Origin of the sequence: Arthrobacter sp. 35W (assembly GCF_000482545.1) — a bacterium.
GTDB lineage: Bacteria > Actinomycetota > Actinomycetes > Actinomycetales > Micrococcaceae > Specibacter.
In genome coordinates, this window is sequence record NZ_KI519454.1 from 832245 (window position 1) to 849710 (window position 17466).

Here is a 17466-nt window from a genome sequence, read left to right on the forward strand (position 1 = left end):
CCCGCACAGCCCCGGTGGCGGCCGGGGAGGGGAAGCCCGGGCCGCCACCGGTTCCACCCTTCCGCGGCTTGCAGCATCCATCCATGACGCCGATGCCCTTCCGGGACGCGACTACGACTGCATCCCAAGCGGGGAACTGCGTCGGCGATGCCGATGGTGTGCCCGTCGAGACCGGTCAGCGGCCGCCGGCGACGGGGAGGTTGGCGCCGGTGATGTACCCGGCCGCCGGCGACAACAGCCACAGCACCGCCGCAGCGACCTCTTCCGGTTCTCCGCCGCGGCCCATCGGAATCACGGCATTGAGCCGTTCAACGCGGTCGGGCATGCCCGCAGCGGCGTGCAGTCCGGTGTTGGTGCTGCCGGGGGAGACGGCGTTGACCCGGATGCCCTGGGCCGCCACCTCCGCGGACAGGCCCAGCGTGAGCACATCCACGGCACCCTTGCTGGCGGCGTAGTGCACCCAGGTGCCAGGGGAACCGGCCTTGGTGGCGGTGGAGGAAATGTTCACGATGCCGCCGCCCGGGCCGCCGTTGTTGGTGGACATGCGCCGGACCGCTTCCTGGCACATGAAGGCCACACCCGCCACGTTGACGGCCAGCACGCGGCTGATGGAGGCTGTCGGGACATCGACGAGCGGTGCAATGAGATCGCCCGTGATGCCGGCGTTGTTGACCACTGCCGTGACAGGTCCAAGGGCCGCTGCGGCGTCAAAAAGCACCGCAACGCTGGACGGGTCGCTGACATCGGCGCGGACAGCCAGTGCCATGCCGCCCGCTGCCGTGATGCCTTCGACGACGGAGGCGGCACCGTTGGCGTCCTGCGAATAGTTCACAACGACGGCGTACCCGGCGCCGGCGGCCAGCTGCGCCACGGCCGCACCGATGCCGCGGCTGGCCCCGGTGACGATGATCGTTCCGGGGCCGGCCGGCGCCTCCAGCATGGCCGGTGGCTACTTGGTGTGGCCGAAGTGGATGGCGGCCTCGAGCGCGCCGCCCACAATGCCGGCGTCGTTCTTCAGCTTGGCCGGGATGATCTTCGTGCGCAGGTCCAGCTGAGGCAGGAATTCATCGCTGCGCTTGGAGATGCCGCCGCCGATGATGAACAGATCCGGGGAGAACAGGAACTCGACGTGGGAGAAGTAGCGCTGCAGGCGCACGGCGTACTCGTCCCAGCCGATGCCATCGCGTTCGCGTGCGACGGCGGAGGCGCGCGTCTCGGCGTCGAACCCGTCGATCTCCAGGTGGCCCAACTCGGCGTTGGGGATCAGCTTGCCGTTGAAGATGAAGGCGGAGCCGATGCCTGTGCCCAGGGTGATGACCAGCACTGTGCCCTTGACGTCCTTGCCGGCACCATAGCGGGCCTCGGCCAGGCCGGCGGCGTCGGCGTCGTTGACCACCTCGACCTCGCGGCCCAGCTCGGCCGAGAACACCTCGTCAAGGTTGGTGCCCACCCAGCTCGGGTCCACATTGGCAGCGGAGAGGGCCACGCCGTGGGAGATGATGGCCGGGAAGGTCACCCCGACGGGGGAATCGGCCGACGGCGCCTCCGGGCGCGTCATGAGCTCGTCCACCACCTGGGCAACCACCTTGGCGACGGCCTGCGGGGTGGCCGGCTGCGGGGTGTCGACGCGGAAGCGCTCGCCCAGCAGTTTGCCCTTTTCGAGATCGACAATGCCGCCCTTGATTCCGGTGCCGCCGATGTCGATTCCGATGACAGTGGACGAGTGCTTCTTGGACATGCTTACTCCGTCGGTGCTTGTGGGTGTACAGATGCGTGGCCGGTTGCCACCGCAGGGCGCGCGCCAGCGGCGCGTTCTACGGGAGGGTGAGGACTTCAGCGCCGGTGCTGGTGACAACCATGGTGTGCTCAAACTGGGCGGTCCGCTTGCGGTCACGGGTGACGACTGTCCAGTCGTCGTTCCACATGTCCCACTCGATGGTGCCGAGGGTAAGCATAGGTTCGATGGTAAACACCATGCCCTCTTCCATCACAGTGTTGTACGCCGGAGCCGCGTCATAATGCGGAATGATCAGGCCGGTGTGGAAGGCTTCGCCCACGCCGTGGCCGGTGAAATCGCGCACCACGCCGTAGCCGAAGCGCTTGGCGTAGGCGGAAATGGCGCGCCCGATGACGTTGATTTCACGGCCCGGCGCCACGGCCTTGATGGCGCGGCGCAGGGATTCCTCGGTGCGCTCCACCAGCAGGCGGGATTCCTCATCCACATCGCCCACGCAGAAGGTGTAGTTGGTGTCGCCGTGCACGCCGTTCTTGTAGGCGGTGATGTCGATGTTGATGATGTCGCCGTCGTTCACCACCGTGGAGTCCGGGATGCCGTGGCAGATGACCTCGTTCAGCGAGGAACACAGGGACTTGGGGAAGCCGCGGTAGCCCAGCGTGGACGGGTAGGCCTGGTGGTCCAGGAGGAACTCGTGGCCGATGCGGTCCAGCTCATCGGTGGTGACGCCGGGGACAATGTGCCGGCCCACCTCGACGATGGCCTGGGCGGCGATCTTGGCGGAGATGCGGATCTTCTCGATGGTCTCCGCGTCCTTGACCTCGGAGCCGGTGAATTTGGCGGGGCCGGCCTTGCCCACATACTCCGGACGGGCGATGGACGGCGGCACGGGCCGTTCCGGGCTGACCGTCCCCTGGACAAGCGTTCCTACGGGGGCGGTGCTGGTGATCTCAGGCATGGTTCCATCCTAATGGGGAGGCCGGGCGGCGTAGGATCATGCCAACGGTCCAGGTTCCGCCCGAGGTCCTGGCGCTTTGCCATGAAGGAGGCCCGCCATGCCGCAGTTTTGGTACAACGTGAAGACCCACGAGGTGGAGGAGGATGCCATGAGCGATTGGACCCAGCTCATCGGCCCCTACGACACGCGTGCGGAGGCGGAGGCTGCCCTGGAGAAGGTGCGCCAGCGCAATGATTCCTGGGACGCGCAGGACGACGACTAGCGTGGGCTGACCAAGGGGCCGGCCGCTGTGGCCCGCCCCCTGGCCCAGCCGGCCTGGGTGCTAGTCCGCGAAGATGTGCTCCGGGGCCGGGAAGGCGCCGGAGCGCACCTCGTCACCGTAGGCCCGGGCGGCGTCCGTGAGCACGGTGCGCATGTCGGCGTATTGCTTGACGAACTTTGCGATCTTGCCTGTGCGCAGGCCGGCCATGTCCTGCCACACCAGCACCTGGCCGGTGGTGGAGGTCCCCGCACCAATGCCGATGGTCGGAACGTCGATGGCGGCATCGACGGCGGCGGCCGAGGAGGCCGGGACCATCTCCATCAGCACGGCGAACGCGCCGGCCTCGACCAGCGCGGTGGCGTCGTCCACCAGGTTCTGGGCCGCCTCGCCGCGGCCTTGCACGCGGTAGCCGCCAAGCATGTGCTCGCTCTGCGGAGTGAAGCCGATATGCGCCATGACGGGGATGCCCGCCTGGGTGAGGGCGCGGACGGTCGGGGCGTAGTACGCGCCGCCCTCCATCTTCACCGCATGCACCAGGCCCTCCTTCATCAGCCGCACCGAGGAGGCGATGGCCTGTGCCGGGGACTCCTCGTAGCTGCCGAAGGGCAGATCGGCCACCACCAGGGCGCGCTGGGCGCCGGCGGTCACGGCGCGGGAGAAGATGATCATTTCATCCAGTGTGATCGGCAGCGACGTTGCATTGCCCAGGACGTTGTTGGAGGCGGAATCGCCCACCAGCAGAACCTCGATGCCCGCCTCGTCAAAAATCTGGGCTGTGTACTGGTCATATGCCGTCAACATGGCGAATTTGGTGCCATTGCGCTTAGCAGCCAGCAGGTGGTGGGTGCGCACCCGCGCGGCGGTGATGGCGTTCCCCGCGGCGCCGGTGCCGTAGGGGGCGGTGGTTTCTGCGGAGGCAGCGGGCACCGGGGCGGATGATTCGGGGCGTGATGTTGAGGCCATGAATAGAGCGTAGTCTCACCCGCAGCACTCCAGCCAACCAGCATCGGCCCGGTGCCGGGTGCGATGGACGTCAAATAGGGCCGCGGGGGTGCCGGTTCCCAGTAGAGTAAACATCATCGGCCACTCCACCGCGGGCGGCCGCGCCCCACCATCCGAAGCGGACCCGCATCCGGGCCCAACACGGCCCGCGCCGCGGTCTGCTTTGGCGAGACACTCCAGCAGAAAAGAGGCAGCCATGGACCGCCAGCAAGAATTCGTCCTGCGCACCATTGAGGAACGCGACGTCCGCTTTGTCCGGCTCTGGTTCACCGACGTGGTTGGCTCGCTGAAATCCGTGGCTCTTGCCCCGGCCGAGGTCGAGGGCGCCTTCGAGGAGGGCCTGGGCTTTGACGGCTCCGCCATCGAGGGACTGGCCCGCGTTTTCGAGTCCGACATGCTGGCCCAACCGGATCCCTCCACCTTCCAGATCCTGCCCTGGCGCGGGGAGACGGAACAGACCTCGCGGATGTTCTGCGACGTGCTCACGCCCGACGGCGAGCCCTCCACTTCCGATCCGCGCAATGTGCTCAAGCGGACCCTGGCCAAGGCCGCGGACATGGGTTTCACCTGCTACACCCACCCGGAGATCGAGTTCTACCTGCTCAAGTCCGCCACCCCGGGCCCGGATGGCATTCCTGTTCCTGTGGACCAGGCCGGCTACTTCGACCACGTTCCGGGCGGCGCAGCGCAGGACTTCCGCCGCACGGCCGTGACCATGCTCGAAAGCGTGGGCATCTCCGTGGAGTTCAGCCACCACGAGGGCGGCCCGGGCCAGAATGAGATCGACCTGCGCTACGCGGATGCCCTGCAGACGGCCGACAACATCATGACCTTCCGCACGGTGATCCGCGAGGTGGCCCTGCAGCAGGGGACCTACGCCACCTTCATGCCCAAGCCCTTCTCCGAGCACCCCGGCTCCGGCATGCACACGCACTTCTCCCTCTTCGAGGGCGACACCAACGCCTTCTACGAGGCCGGCGCCGAATTCCAGCTCTCCAAGACGGCCCGCCAGTTCATCGCTGGAATCCTGCGCCACGCACCGGAATTCACCGCCGTCACCAATCAGTTCGTGAACTCCTACAAGCGCCTCTGGGGCGGGGGAGAGGCCCCCAGCTACCTGTCCTGGGGCCACAACAACCGCTCGGCCCTGGTGCGCGTGCCGCTGTACAAGCCCGGCAAGGGCCAGTCCGCGCGCATCGAATACCGCGGCATCGACTCCGCCGCCAACCCGTACCTGGCCTATGCCGTGCTGCTGGGCGCCGGGCTGAAGGGCATCGAGGAGGGCTACGAACTGCCGCCGGCGGCCGAGGATGACATCTGGGCGTTGAGCCCGGCCGAGCGCCGCGCCATGGGGCACGATCCGCTGCCGTCCTCCCTGCACGACGCAGTCCAGCAGATGGAGGAGTCCGAGCTCATGCCCGAAATCCTGGGCGAGCAGGTCTTCGAGTTCTTCCTGCGCAACAAGCGCGCCGAGTGGCAGGACTACCGGCTCCAGGTGACCCCCTACGAGCTCAAGCGCTACCTGGGCGTTCTCTAGGATCCTTGGTGGGAAGCCTGCAGCGAACCCTGATTGCCCACGGCTTCGCCGATCTGGACAAGAGCGAGCGATTCCTCAACGCCGCCGAATTGGCGGACTTTGGCGTTGAGGCGCTGCTGGACGCCTTGGACCTTGCCCCGGACCCGGACCTGGCCCTGCAGTCGCTGGTGCGGCTGCTGGCCGCCCACCCGCAGCTCTCCGCGCTGGTGGACGGCCCCAAGGGGCCCAGCGAGGCGCTCTTTCGGCTGCTGGGTTCCTCGGAGGCCCTGGCCGAGTTCCTGATGAGGCATCCGGAGCACCTGGATGTCCTGCAGGCCCCCACCAGCCCGGAACCGGTGGCCAGGGATGGCGCCGGGCTGCGGGAGGCGATGCTGCGCGCCGTCGCTGCGGACCCGGCGTCGGCCGTCCCGTGCGCTTCCATGGGGGGAACCGAGGCCTATGTGGCCCTGCGCACGCAATACCGGCGTCTGCTCACGGATCTGGCCATCCGGGACCTCTGTGCGGCCTCGCCGCAGGATTTCATGCCCGCCGCCGGGGCGGAGCTGGCCGATCTGGCCGGCGCCGCGCTGGAAGCGGCGCTGGCCGTCTCCCGGTACGACCTCGCCACGACCATGGACCCGACGACGGTGGCCGCCGTCCGGCTCAGCGTCATCGGCATGGGCAAATGCGGCGCGGGTGAGTTGAACTACATTTCCGACGTCGACGTCATGTATGTGATCGAGGCGCCGGAGCTGGCCGAAGCCACCGCCGTCACGGTGGGCACGGCGCTGGCCAGCGGCATTTCCCGCGCCATCTACGCCCCAGCCAGGGAGCCGGGGCTGTGGGAGGTTGACGCCAATCTGCGCCCCGAGGGCAAGGACGGCCCGCTGGTGCGCACCCTGGATTCGTATCTGCACTATTACCAGCGCTGGGCGCTCAGCTGGGAGTTCCAGGCGTTGCTGAAGGCGCGCACCCTGGCCGGCGACAGGGAGCTGGGTGCACGCTTCGAGGCCGCCGTGGCCCCGATGATCTGGGCCTCCTCGGAGCGCGAGGGCTTTGTGGAGTCAGTCCAGGCGATGCGCCGGCGCGTCACGGACCACATCCCCGCCGCCGAGGCACCCCGGCAGCTGAAGCTGGGGCCGGGTGGTCTGCGCGACGTCGAGTTCACCGTCCAACTGCTGCAGCTGGTGCACGCCAAGGGGGACGAGTCCCTGCGCTGCCGGGACACCACGACCGCCATCTCTGCACTCTCCGAGGCCGGCTACATCGGCCGCACGGATGCCCACGCCCTGGATGCCGCCTACCGGTATCTGCGCGTGCTGGAGCACAGGATCCAGCTGGTGCAGATGCGCCGCACGCATCTGATGCCCACCTCCGACGCGGCCCTGCGCGCCCTGGCCCGCTCCGCCGTCGGCCCGCTCACCACGGCCCGCCCGGGCGCGGAGGTGCTCACCGCCGCGTGGCAGAAGGTCAAGCGCCAGGTGCGCACGCTGCACGAGCGCATCTTCTACCGGCCGCTGCTGGCCACCGCCGCGCATCTGAGCGCCGACGACGTTGCCCTGACCTCCGAGGCCGCCCAAAGCCGGCTGGCGGCCCTGGGCTACCGGGATGCCGCCGGTGCCATGCGGCACATTGAGGCGCTCACGGCCGGAGTGAGCCGGCGGGCCGCGCTGCAGCGCCAGCTCCTGCCGGTGCTGCTGGGCTGGCTGGCCGACGGCGTCGACCCCGACGCCGGGCTGCTGGGCTTCCGCCGGATCAGCGAATCGCTGGGCACCTCGCACTGGTACCTGGGCATGCTGCGCGATTCCGCCGCGGCCGCCGAGCGGCTCTGCCACATGCTCTCCAGCTCCCGGCTCATCACGGACCTTCTGGAGGTCTCCCCGGAGGCCACGGCCTGGCTGGGGACGGACAAGGACCTGGTGCCGCTCACCTTTGAGGCCCAATGGCAGGAAATCCAGTCCAAGATGTCCCGGCACCCTGATGCCACCGCCGCCATGCGGCAGATCAGGCTGATCCGCCGCCGGGAGATCCTGCGCATCGCCATTGCGGACAGCTCCGGCCTGCTGGAGCAGGATGCCGTGGGGCATGCGCTGTCCGATGCCGATCGTGCGGCCATTCTGGGTGCCCTCCACGTTTCCGAGGCCGAGGTCCAGTTTGCCGGCGGCGCCAAGACGAATGTGATGGTGGTGGCCATGGGGCGCCAGGGCGGGCGGGAGATCGGGTACGGCTCCGATGCGGATGTGCTCTATGTGCACCGCGCCCTGCCGGGGGTGGACCCGCAGGAGGCCCAGCAGCAGGCCAAGGAGATCGTCTCGCGCATGTCCTCGCTGCTGACCGCTCCGCTCAAGCCGGCCATCCAGGCCGAGCGTGTGCTGGCGATCGACGCCGATCTGCGCCCCGAGGGCCGCAATGGTCCTTTGGTCCGCTCGCTGGAGGCCTACCGGGAGTACTACCAGCGCTGGTCGCTCATCTGGGAGGCCCAGGCGCTGCTGCGTGCCCGCCCGCTGGCCGGCTCGGACGACGTCGCGGCCGAGTTCATGGAACTGGTCGACACCGTCAGGTACCCGGTGGCCATCACCGAGGCCGACCAGCGCGAGATCCGCCGGGTGAAGGCCCGGGTGGAATCGGAGCGGCTGCCGCGCGGCGCCGATCCGGCCCGGCATGTGAAGCTGGGCCGCGGCGGCTTGAGCGATGTCGAATGGCTGGTGCAGCTCATCCAGCTCAAGCACGCCCATGAGCATCCCGAGCTGCGGACCACGTCGACGTTGGCCGCGCTGGAGGCGGCGCGTGCCGTGGGCCTGGTGGACAAGGACGACGCCGATCTGCTCGCGGCCAGCTGGCGGCTGGCCAGCCGCATCCGCTCGGCCAACGTCATCTGGAGCGGCAAGTCCTCAGACCTCCTGCCGTCCAAGCGCGGCGATCTGGAGGCCGTGGCGCGCTGGTGCGGCTACGACGCCGGCGCCGCGGCGCGCTTCGAAGAGGACTACCTGGGCCTGACCCGGCGTGCCCGGGCGGTCTTCGAGCGGCTGTTCTACGGCTGACGCAGGCGCGGGGCGATGTGCCGGGCGTACAGGCCCAGGACCCGGGGCACGAGGACGTAGACCGCCAGCGGTACGACGACGGCGGTCAGCACCAGGGCGCGCAGCACCGGGTGCCAGTCCCCGGCCACCAGGCCCAGCGCCGTCATGCCCACGGCGACCAACGGGAAGATGACCAGCCAGGTGGCTGCGGCCCTGACATGCACCGACGGCAGCAGTGCCGCGGGGCGTGCGGGTGCGGCTTCTGCCGGCTCCTGGACGAGTGCTGTGGTTGATCCATTGATGCTCATGACGGCTCCCAAGTGATTTCCTACTAAGTGGTTGGAAATTACCGTACGCCCCTTTGCTGGAATTTACAACCATCTGGTTGGAAAATTGCTAGGGTGGTGCCATGGCCTGGGACACGGAGAACACAAAGCGCAGCATTCTCGCGGCGGCGGTTGCAGAATTCAGCCAGTACGGCCTGGCCGGCGCCCGGGTGGACCGGATCGCAGCGGCAGCCGGATTCAGCAAGGAACGCATCTACCAGTACTTCGGCAAGAAGGACGAGCTCTTCGCCATTGCCCTGGAGCACGAGCTGGCAGCCGTCATGGATGCGGTGACTCTGGAGGGGATGGGGGTGGAAGCCGTGGTGGGCTACGCCGGCCGGCTCTTTGACTACCACCAGGCGCGCCCGGCTCTGGCCCGGCTGACGTTCTGGGAGGGGCTGGAGCGCACAGAACCCATTGCGCTGGCGATGCGCGCCGAGCGCGCCGAGGCCAAGATTGCCATGCTGCGCACCGCCCTGCCGGAACTCTCGACCGAGGAAGCCCAGGAACTGCTGCTCAGCGTGCTGGCCCTCACCGATGGCTGGCAGGCCATGGGCACCACCGACCGCATCTATTCAGGTGCCGCCGCGGCCACCCCCGAACGCACGGCCCGGCGGCGGCGCACGGTGCTGCTCGCCGTCGAAGCCCTGGCCCGGGCCCTCTCGGGCTCGGCCCGGGACTAGCTTCGACGGCGCCCGCGGGTCAGCGGGCCAGCGCCTCGAACCGTTCGCGTGCGTGCGGGAGCATGGGGGCCACGGCGGCGCCGGCCAGCAGGGCGCCGTCGCGCACGAAGCCCTCGGGACGGTTGGCGAGGTCCTCGATGAGCCGGCCCTTCCAGAGTGCCAGCAGGTCCGCGTGCCCGGGATCCTCGGCGAGGTTGTCCATCTCGTCCGGATCCGCGTCCAGGTCGAAGAGTTCTTCGGTGCCCCAGCCCGAGGCCCACAGATACTTAACATGGCCGTCGGTGACCCACTGCAGGGACTGGCCAAAGTAGACATGTTCGCCGTGCAGCCATTGGCGCCACGGCTCCAGTTCAGCAGGTGCGCCGGTCCCGGCGTCCTCCACACCTATGTCATCCACCTTCGGCGGGGTGCGCAGGAAACGGGCCAGCGAGCGGCCGTCGCAGCTGTCCGGCACCGGCACGCCGGCCAGCTCCAGCAGCGTGGGCATCACATCGCGCAGTTCCACCACCTCGTCCACCACGGTGTGCCGGATGGCAGCCTTGTCGCCGGGGGAGGGTGCGATGATGAGCGGGATGCGGGCCGAGCCCTCGTAGCCCACCCCCTTGCGGTAGAAATCGTGGTCGCCCAGCATTTCCCCGTGGTCCGAGGTGAAGGCCACGATGGTGTCCTCCGTCAGGTCGAATTCATTCAATGCCTCGAACAGGCGCATCAGCTGCAGGTCGATGTGGGTCATCAGCCCGTAGTAGCCCGCACGGGCCCGGTGCGTCACCGCCTCGGAGAGCGTGCCGAACGCCAGCTGGTGCATCCCATCGGCGCGCACCGATTCGTAGTGGTGCTCCCAATTGCCCACGCGGCGCTTGAAGGCGGGCAGGTCCAGGTACATGTCCATGGCCCAGGCCGGCGGATCGTACGGCGGGTGCGGGCGGTGGAAGGAGAGGTAGAGGAAGAACGGGGCGGTGGGGTCGCGGCGGTGGAGCCAGTCGATGGCCATCTGGCCGGTCCAGCTGGTGGGGTGCAGCCGCTCGTCCTTGTCCCAGGGCCGGGCCACAGTGGAGTTGCAGCCCACACCGTGGTCGAAATACTCCGCGTCCGCCGTGGCACCGGGCTGGCGTCGCAGCCACGGCACATAGTCGTCAAACATCTTGAAATGGCCCCTGTGGTTCTTGCGGGCGTAGTGCAGGAAGCCATCATGCAGGATCACGTCGTCAAACCCCGTCCGGCTCCGCTCCGGGTATACATGCATCTTTCCGATGGCCTGGGTCTGGTAGCCGGCCTTGCGGAACTCGCCCTGCAGCGTGGTGGGGTGCATCCGATCGAAGGGGACGCCCTCCTGGTAGCCCACCCGGCCGTGGCGCTCCTGCGACTGCCCGGTGAACAGTGCCACCCGTGCGGGGACGCAGGTGGGGGTGGCCGAGTAGGCGTGGCGGAAGCGGGCGCCCTTGGAGGCGAGTTCATCCAGATGGGGTGTCTGGACGTAGGGGTGGCCCTCCGCCGAGAGTGCGTCTCCACGCCACTCGTCCACACAAACAAGGATCACGTTCTGCTGGGCCACAGTGCTGCCTTTACTGTCACATTGCGGGCGTCAACGGGCGGTCCCGGAGCCCGGAATGGGGGTGGGTTATCGATCACATTGAGTCTACCGGGTGGCCCGGGACACCTTTTCGTCTCGCATGCTGGACGGAAAGCGGGTAACCTCGTGCAGTACTTTCCGGCCATTGTGGCCGACCATTCAGTAAGGGGATATCCATGCTTAGGCTTCCACGGGCCGCACGGTCCAGGGGCGCAACCGCTGCCACCTTGGCCGCGTTGTTCACCGTCCTTGCCATGTTCTTCGGCTCCGCGGGGGCCACAGCGCTCGCCCCGGCGCCGGTGGCCGCAGCCAACCAGTCCGCCGGCGTGCTGGCCGTGCCCGCCGAGGCGAAGGGCAAGACCTTCACCATCGGCACCGACACCACCTTTGCCCCGTTCGAGTTCCGCAACGGCAACGGGGATCTGGTCGGCATCGACATGGACCTGCTGCAGGCCATCGCGAAGAACCAGGGCTTCACGGTCAACGTGAAGTCGCTTGGTTTCGACGCCGCCCTGCAGGCACTGCAGTCCAACCAGGTGGACGGCGTGATTGCCGGCATGTCCATCACGGACAAGCGCAAGTTGATCTTCGACTTCTCGGACCCGTACTTCGACTCCGGTGTGCAGATGGCCGTCGCCAAGACGAACAACGACATCAAGACGTACGCCGATCTGGCCGGCAAGACCGTCGCCGTCAAGCGCGGCAGCGAGGGCGAGACCTTCGCCAACTCGATCAAGGACCAGTACAACTTCACGGTCAAGGCGCTTGACCAGTCCGCCACCATGTACGACGACGTCAAGGCCGGCAATTCCGTGGCCGTGTTCGACGACTACCCGGTCCTGGCCTACGGCATCAGCCAGAACAATGGCCTGAAGGCCGTCACCGCGAAGGAAGCCGGCAGCTCCTACGGTTTCGCCGTGAACAAGGGCGCCAACGCCGATCTGATGAGCGCCTTCAACGCCGGCCTGGCCGAGCTGAAGGCCAACGGCGAATACCAGAAGATCCTTGACGTCTACCTGAAGGACCCCGCCCAGGCGGAGGACACCAGCTTCTTCTCGCTGCTGGCCAACTCCTTCCCGGCCCTGATGAAGGGCCTGGGCCTGACCCTGCTCGCCACGGCACTGTCGCTAGTGATCGCCCTGGTGCTCGGCGTCGTCTTCGGGTTCTTCAAGGTCGGCGAGAACAAGATCCTCCGCGGTGTGGCCACCGTCTACGTGAGCATCTTCCGCGGCACCCCGCTGCTGGTGCAGGCCTTCTTCTTCTACTTCGGCCTCCCGCAGCTGACGGGCGTGCCCATCGACGTCCTCACCGCCGGCGTGCTGACGCTGAGCCTGAACGCCGGTGCGTACATGACCGAAATCGTCCGCGGCGGCATCCAGTCCGTGGATCCGGGCCAGCTGGAGGCCAGCCGCAGCCTGGGCCTGAGCTACGTCACCTCCATGCGCCGCGTCGTCGTGCCGCAGGCCGTGAAGATCATGACGCCGTCGTTCATCAACCAGTTCGTCATCACGCTCAAGGACACCTCGCTGCTGGCCGTCATTGGCTTCGCGGAGCTGACCTACGCCGGACAGCAGATCTACGCTTCCAACTTCCGCACCGGTGAGACGCTGCTGATTGTGGGCGCCATCTACTTCATCGTCATCACGCTGCTCACCCAGCTCTCCAACGTTCTGGACAGGAAGTTCAACAAATGAGCCCCAAGATCCAAGTCAAGGGACTGAAGAAGTCCTTCGGGTCCAACGAGGTCCTCAAGGGGATCGACGTCGACGTGGCCGAGGGTGAGGTGGTCTGCGTAATCGGGCCCTCCGGCTCGGGCAAGTCCACCTTCCTGCGCTGCCTGAACAAGCTGGAGGACATCACCGGGGGGAACGTCGTCGTCGATGGCTTCGACCTGACGGACCCCAAGGTTGACCTCAACGCCGTCCGCCAGCACATCGGCATGGTGTTCCAGCACTTCAACCTCTTCCCGCACATGACTGTCATCCAGAACATCATGCTGGCGCCGGTGGAGCTGAAGAAGGCCGACAAGGCCGCGGCCCGTGCCAAGGCCCTGGAGCTGCTCAAGCGCGTGGGCCTGGCCGAGAAGGCCGATGCCCGCCCGGCGTCGCTCTCGGGCGGCCAGAAGCAGCGCGTGGCCATTGCCCGCGCGTTGGCCATGAACCCGGACATCATGCTCTTCGACGAGGCCACCAGCGCCCTGGACCCGGAGATGGTGGGCGAGGTGCTGCAGGTCATCAAGGACCTCGCCAAGGAGGGCATGACGATGGTGGTGGTGACACATGAGATGGGCTTCGCCCGCGAGGTGTCCGACCGCGTGATCTTCATGGCCGACGGCGTGATCTGCGAGCAGGGCAGCCCGGAGGCCATCTTCTCCAACGCCCAGCAGCCGCGCCTGCAGGACTTCCTGGCGAAGGTGCTCTAGGCGCCCTTGGCTTTCGCTGAGGCGTGGGTTGTTGCCCCTTGGATCCGCTCCAAGGGCGACGGCCCACGCCTCAACTGTGCTTAACGCCCGACGACGGCGCGCCCGGCTCCGGTGCTGGCCGCAGGGGTGGGGCGCTGGCATGCTGGGCAGGTGGACTTTGCTACCCAACCCGACGGCCCCGGCTCCGACATGCCCCAACTCCTTGCCGACATCACCGCGGCCGTGGCGCCACTGGTGGGCCAGGGGCGCGTGGCCGACTACATTCCCAGCCTGGGCCGCGTCCCTGCCGCACGCTTTGGAATGGCCGTGGCGATGGCCGACGGCCCCGTGTACGGCACGGGGGACTGGCAGCAGGCCTTCTCCATCCAGAGCATCTCCAAGGTCTTCTCGCTGGCGCTGGTGATGTCCCACGACTACGACTCCATTTGGAAGCGCGTATCGCGGGAACCCTCGGGCACGCCCTTCAACTCGCTCGTCCAGCTGGAGGCCGACAGGGGGATACCCCGCAACCCGTTCATCAACGCCGGCGCCCTGGTGGTCACGGACCGGCTGCTGACCCTCACGGGTGACGCCGCGTCGAGTGTGGCCGGGCTGCTGCGCACCGAGGCCGGGAACCCGTCCCTCGGGATCGACGCAACGGTGGCCGCCTCCGAGGCCGAGCATGGACACCGCAATTCCTCCATGGCCCACCTGCTGGCCAGCTACGGCAACTTGGAAAACCCCGTGGAAAAGGTGCTCGAACACTACTTCAACCAGTGTGCCCTGGAAATGAGCTGCGAGGACCTCGCGCTGGCCAGCCGGTTCCTGGCGCGCAACGGCGTGGGATCCAACGGCACGGTGTTCCTGACACCGGCGCAGAGCAAGCGCGTGAACGCCGTCATGTTGACCTGCGGCACCTACGACGCGGCGGGGGAGTTCGCCTACCGGGTGGGCCTGCCGGGCAAGAGCGGGGTGGGCGGCGGCATCATCGCCATCGTCCCCGGCAAGTGTTCCATTGCCGTGTGGAGCCCGGCGCTGGGCCCTAATGGGAACTCCGTGGCGGGCGTGGCGGCGCTGGATGAGTTCACCACGCGCACCGGCTGGTCGGTGTTCTGATGGACGGCACCGGCGTCGTGCTCATCGATCTTGAATCGCTGCCCCAGCCCGCGCTGGCCGCTGAACTGGTGCGTATTGCCACCCTCGGCCTGGCGCCGGGCCAGGACGAATATGTGGGAGACGCTGCGGCCATGACTGCGATGGGGCTGCAGACCCCGGGGCGGCACCCCTTCAGCATTGTTGCCGGCGGCGAGACGGTGGGTGTGGGAACTCTGCATGCCGGGGCTGCGGCCGACGCAGGCTGGCCCGACGCCGACAGCGCCGTCCTGCTGCGCGGCTTCCTCATCGATGCGAGGCACCAAGGCCTCGGCTACGGGACGTGGGCCGCACGGGCCGCCGTCGCCCTGGCCCAGGCGCTGGTGCGCCGGGAGGACCTGCCGGCCACCGGCGTCGTGCTGGGCGTCAATGAGCGCAACCGTGCCGGCATCAAGGCCTACGAGCGGGCCGGCTATGTGGATCACGGCCGTTTCACCGGCGGCCGCTCCGGCCCCCAGCGCATTTTGTTCGCCCCGTTCCCAAGCGGCGCCATTCCCACCGTCAACTTCCATTGACGACCACCCGCATGGTCAACTACGGTTGACGTATGGAGGTGGACCGGATGAAGACGCTGGTGGGTTCAATGGATGGCAAGGGCCCGGCCGAGGTGCTCGGCGCCGTCGCGCAACTGCACAAGGAGTTGGCGCGGACCGAGACGGAGGCCGTGCTGCGTGCGCGCTCGGCCGGTCTGTCCTGGGAGGCCATTGCCGTGTGTCTGGGCGTGAGCAAACAGGCCGTGCACAAGAAATACGGCAAGCGCTGAGGCCTCGGGTCTACTCTGGTGGCAAGGACCGCACCAGGGAGGCTGCCATGACCGATCTCAACGCCATTGCCAGGGAGCATCTGCGCGCTGCCGAGTCCTCGGACCATGGGCGCAGCGCCGTGCTGGTGGCCCAGGATGGACCGCTGCGGCAAACCGTGCTGGCCCTGGCCGCCGGTGCCGTCATGGGCGAGCACAACGCTCCGCATGCCGCCACGCTCTACGTGTTGGAGGGCTCCATCACGGTGGTCTCGGCCAGCGGGCGGCTGGTGCTCAACGCCGGCGAACTGGCCGTCGTCCCCAAGGAGCGGCACTCGGTGGAGGCATCGGAGGATTCCGTCTTCCTGCTGACGGCCGTCACGGAAGTCCCGTAGCAGGGTTCCAGGGCAGCCCGCCCGGCTGGAACCAGGCCCCTTGGTGGTTAAACGCCGCCGGCGGCACCCTCGAAAGGATGCCGCCCGTTCGCTGACTCCCAAACCTCGCAAGCTCGGTTCGGGTCCCTCGTCAGCTCACTTAGCCAGACGTGACGTTGTTAGCAGCCGTAGTAGAGCTCGAACTCGTACGGGTTCGGGCGCAGGGCCAGCGGCTTGATCTCGTTCTCGTACTTGTAGTCGATCCAGGTGTCGATCAGGTCCTGGGTGAAGACGCCGCCGGCCTGCAGGAACTCGTTGTCCTCGCGCAGGGCCTCCAGGGCCTCCTCGAGCGAGCCCGGAGCCTTGGGGATGTCCTTGGCTTCCTCGGCGGGCAGCTCGTAGAGGTCCTTGTCGATCGGAGCCGGGGGTTCGATCCGGTTCTTGATTCCGTCAAGTCCGGCCATCAGCTGGGCAGCGAAGGCCAGGTACGGGTTGGAGGAGGGGTCCGGTGCGCGGAACTCGAGGCGCTTGGCCTTCGGGTTGGAGCCCGTGATCGGGATGCGGATGCCGGCGGAGCGGTTGCCCTGCGAGTACACCATGTTGACAGGAGCCTCGAAGCCCTTGACCAGGCGGCGGTAGGAGTTCACCGTCGGGTTGGTGAAGGCCAGAACGGCGGAGGAGTGCTTGAGCAGGCCACCGATGTACCAGCGCGCCATGTCGGACAGGCCGGCATAGCCCTTCTCGTCGTAGAACAGCGGCTCGCCGTTGGACCACAGCGACTGGTGGCAGTGCATGCCCGAGCCGTTGTCGCCGAAGACGGGCTTCGGCATGAAGGTTACGGACTTGCCCCACTGCCAGGCGGTGTTCTTGATGACGTACTTGAAGGTCTGCAGATCATCGGCTGCGTGGACCAGCGTGTTGAACTTGTAGTTGATTTCCGCCTGGCCGGCCGAGCCAACCTCGTGGTGGGAGCGCTCAACCTCAAGGCCGGCGGCGTCGAGCTCGATGCACATGGCATCGCGCAGGTCGGCCTGGTGGTCAACGGGGGCAACGGGGAAGTAGCCGCCCTTGACGGGGGTCTTGTAGCCGAGGTTTCCGCCGTCTTCCTCGCGGCCGGTGTTCCAGTGGGCCTCGATGGAGTCGATCTTGTAGAAGGAGCCCTGCGGAGAGGACTCGTACTGGATGTTGTCGAAGACGAAGAACTCGGCCTCGGCACCGAAGAAGGCGGTGTCGGCAATGCCGGTGGAGGCCAGGTAGGCCTCGGCCTTTTCGGCCACGCCGCGCGGGTCGCGGTGGTACGGATCGCCCGTACGGGGGTTCACGATGGAGAAGTTCAGCGCGAGCGTCTTCTCAACACGGAAGGTGTCGACGAACGCCGTCGTGGGGTCCGGGATCAGCTGCATGTCGGACTCGGCGATGCCCTGGAAGCCGCGGATGGAGGAACCATCGAAGAGCTGGCCGTTGATGAAGAAATCTGCGTCAACCGTCTTGGCGGGAACGTTGAAGTGCTGCTGCACACCCGGCAGATCGGTAAAGCGAATGTCGACGAACTTTACATCTTCGTCTTTGATGAACTTGAGGACTTCGTCCGCGTTCTTGAACATCTATGCTCCTTACGCATACTTCGGTTCCGGCCGTTGTTCGGCCACCAGTGCAACTGCAACTATTGACAACCCTAGAGAAGCGGCATTACTCAATCGTGTCCGGTTTGTTTCCGGGACGTTACAT

General features: G+C 67.4%; 17 protein-coding genes. 10 read left to right on the forward strand and 7 right to left on the reverse strand.

Features of this window, described 5'->3' with window-relative positions:
- Positions 1–175: 175 nt before the first annotated feature.
- The 3 genes from K254_RS0103550 to map form a co-directional block, all read right to left on the reverse strand.
- Entirely contained in the window at positions 176–940 is a 765-nt protein-coding gene (locus K254_RS0103550; RefSeq protein ID WP_026554218.1) for an SDR family oxidoreductase, read from the reverse strand.
- A gap of 9 nt (positions 941–949) precedes the next feature.
- A complete protein-coding gene (gene ppgK / locus K254_RS0103555) occupies positions 950–1738 on the reverse strand; it encodes a polyphosphate--glucose phosphotransferase (protein WP_026554219.1) in 789 nt (262 codons plus the stop codon).
- Between the two features lie 76 nt (positions 1739–1814).
- On the reverse strand, positions 1815–2693 hold the full coding sequence (map, locus tag K254_RS0103560) for a type I methionyl aminopeptidase (protein WP_026554220.1): 879 nt from the start codon (positions 2691–2693) through the stop codon (positions 1815–1817).
- Between the two features lie 97 nt (positions 2694–2790).
- Here map and K254_RS25595 point away from each other — a divergent pair, with 97 nt between their 5' ends.
- A complete protein-coding gene (locus K254_RS25595; protein WP_155848441.1) occupies positions 2791–2955 on the forward strand; it encodes an SPOR domain-containing protein in 165 nt (54 codons plus the stop codon).
- Between the two features lie 60 nt (positions 2956–3015).
- Here K254_RS25595 and panB read toward each other — a convergent pair whose 3' ends face one another.
- Positions 3016–3918, reverse strand: coding sequence for a 3-methyl-2-oxobutanoate hydroxymethyltransferase (gene panB / locus K254_RS0103570; RefSeq protein ID WP_026554221.1), 903 nt, complete (start codon positions 3916–3918; stop codon positions 3016–3018).
- A 235-nt stretch (positions 3919–4153) separates the two neighbouring features.
- On the opposite strand from panB, the gene glnA (K254_RS0103575) reads away from it, so the two are divergent.
- Together glnA (K254_RS0103575) and K254_RS0103580 are read left to right on the forward strand one after the other, a co-directional pair.
- A complete protein-coding gene (gene glnA, locus K254_RS0103575; protein ID WP_026554222.1) occupies positions 4154–5494 on the forward strand; it encodes a type I glutamate--ammonia ligase in 1341 nt (446 codons plus the stop codon).
- A gap of 8 nt (positions 5495–5502) precedes the next feature.
- Complete coding sequence (locus K254_RS0103580; protein WP_026554223.1) at positions 5503–8514, forward strand: bifunctional [glutamine synthetase] adenylyltransferase/[glutamine synthetase]-adenylyl-L-tyrosine phosphorylase; 3012 nt, start codon at positions 5503–5505, stop codon at positions 8512–8514.
- Here K254_RS0103580 and K254_RS21575 read toward each other — a convergent pair.
- Complete coding sequence (locus K254_RS21575; RefSeq protein ID WP_035749506.1) at positions 8505–8801, reverse strand: hypothetical protein; 297 nt, start codon at positions 8799–8801, stop codon at positions 8505–8507. The two genes, K254_RS0103580 and K254_RS21575, sit on opposite strands and share 10 nt — an antisense overlap.
- Positions 8802–8902: 101 nt before the next feature.
- Here K254_RS21575 and K254_RS0103590 point away from each other — a divergent pair, with 101 nt between their 5' ends.
- The gene (locus K254_RS0103590; RefSeq protein WP_026554224.1) at positions 8903–9502 is read left to right on the forward strand and encodes a TetR family transcriptional regulator; all 600 of its coding nucleotides are present in this window, start codon (positions 8903–8905) and stop codon (positions 9500–9502) included.
- A gap of 19 nt (positions 9503–9521) precedes the next feature.
- Here the strand turns inward: K254_RS0103590 and K254_RS0103595 are convergent, their stop codons facing one another.
- Positions 9522–11054 carry an arylsulfatase gene (locus K254_RS0103595; RefSeq protein ID WP_026554225.1) on the reverse strand — a complete coding sequence of 511 codons (1533 nt, stop codon included), beginning with the start codon at positions 11052–11054 and terminating at the stop codon, positions 9522–9524.
- 194 nt (positions 11055–11248) lie between these two features.
- Here K254_RS0103595 and K254_RS0103600 point away from each other — a divergent pair, with 194 nt between their 5' ends.
- The 6 genes from K254_RS0103600 (at position 11249) to K254_RS0103625 (ending at position 15759) form a co-directional block, all read left to right on the forward strand.
- On the forward strand, positions 11249–12766 hold the full coding sequence (locus K254_RS0103600) for an amino acid ABC transporter substrate-binding protein/permease (protein ID WP_231391735.1): 1518 nt from the start codon (positions 11249–11251) through the stop codon (positions 12764–12766).
- Complete coding sequence (locus K254_RS0103605; protein ID WP_026554227.1) at positions 12763–13494, forward strand: amino acid ABC transporter ATP-binding protein; 732 nt, start codon at positions 12763–12765, stop codon at positions 13492–13494. Before K254_RS0103600 ends, K254_RS0103605 begins: the two co-directional genes overlap by 4 nt.
- A 189-nt stretch (positions 13495–13683) precedes the next feature.
- Positions 13684–14589 (forward strand): glutaminase, encoded by a 906-nt coding sequence (locus tag K254_RS0103610; protein ID WP_035749508.1) that lies wholly within the window; start codon positions 13684–13686, stop codon positions 14587–14589.
- Positions 14589–15140 (forward strand): GNAT family N-acetyltransferase, encoded by a 552-nt coding sequence (locus tag K254_RS21580; protein WP_051388766.1) that lies wholly within the window; start codon positions 14589–14591, stop codon positions 15138–15140. The genes K254_RS0103610 and K254_RS21580 overlap by 1 nt, the downstream gene beginning before the upstream one ends.
- 32 nt (positions 15141–15172) lie before the next feature.
- Positions 15173–15388, forward strand: a complete 216-nt coding sequence (locus K254_RS0103620) for a hypothetical protein (RefSeq protein WP_026554229.1) — start codon at positions 15173–15175, stop codon at positions 15386–15388.
- 47 nt (positions 15389–15435) lie between these two features.
- Positions 15436–15759 (forward strand): cupin domain-containing protein, encoded by a 324-nt coding sequence (locus K254_RS0103625; protein ID WP_026554230.1) that lies wholly within the window; start codon positions 15436–15438, stop codon positions 15757–15759.
- 158 nt (positions 15760–15917) lie between these two features.
- Here K254_RS0103625 and glnA (K254_RS0103630) read toward each other — a convergent pair whose 3' ends face one another.
- Entirely contained in the window at positions 15918–17342 is a 1425-nt protein-coding gene (gene glnA / locus K254_RS0103630; protein WP_026554231.1) for a type I glutamate--ammonia ligase, read from the reverse strand.
- Positions 17343–17466 lie beyond the last annotated feature (124 nt).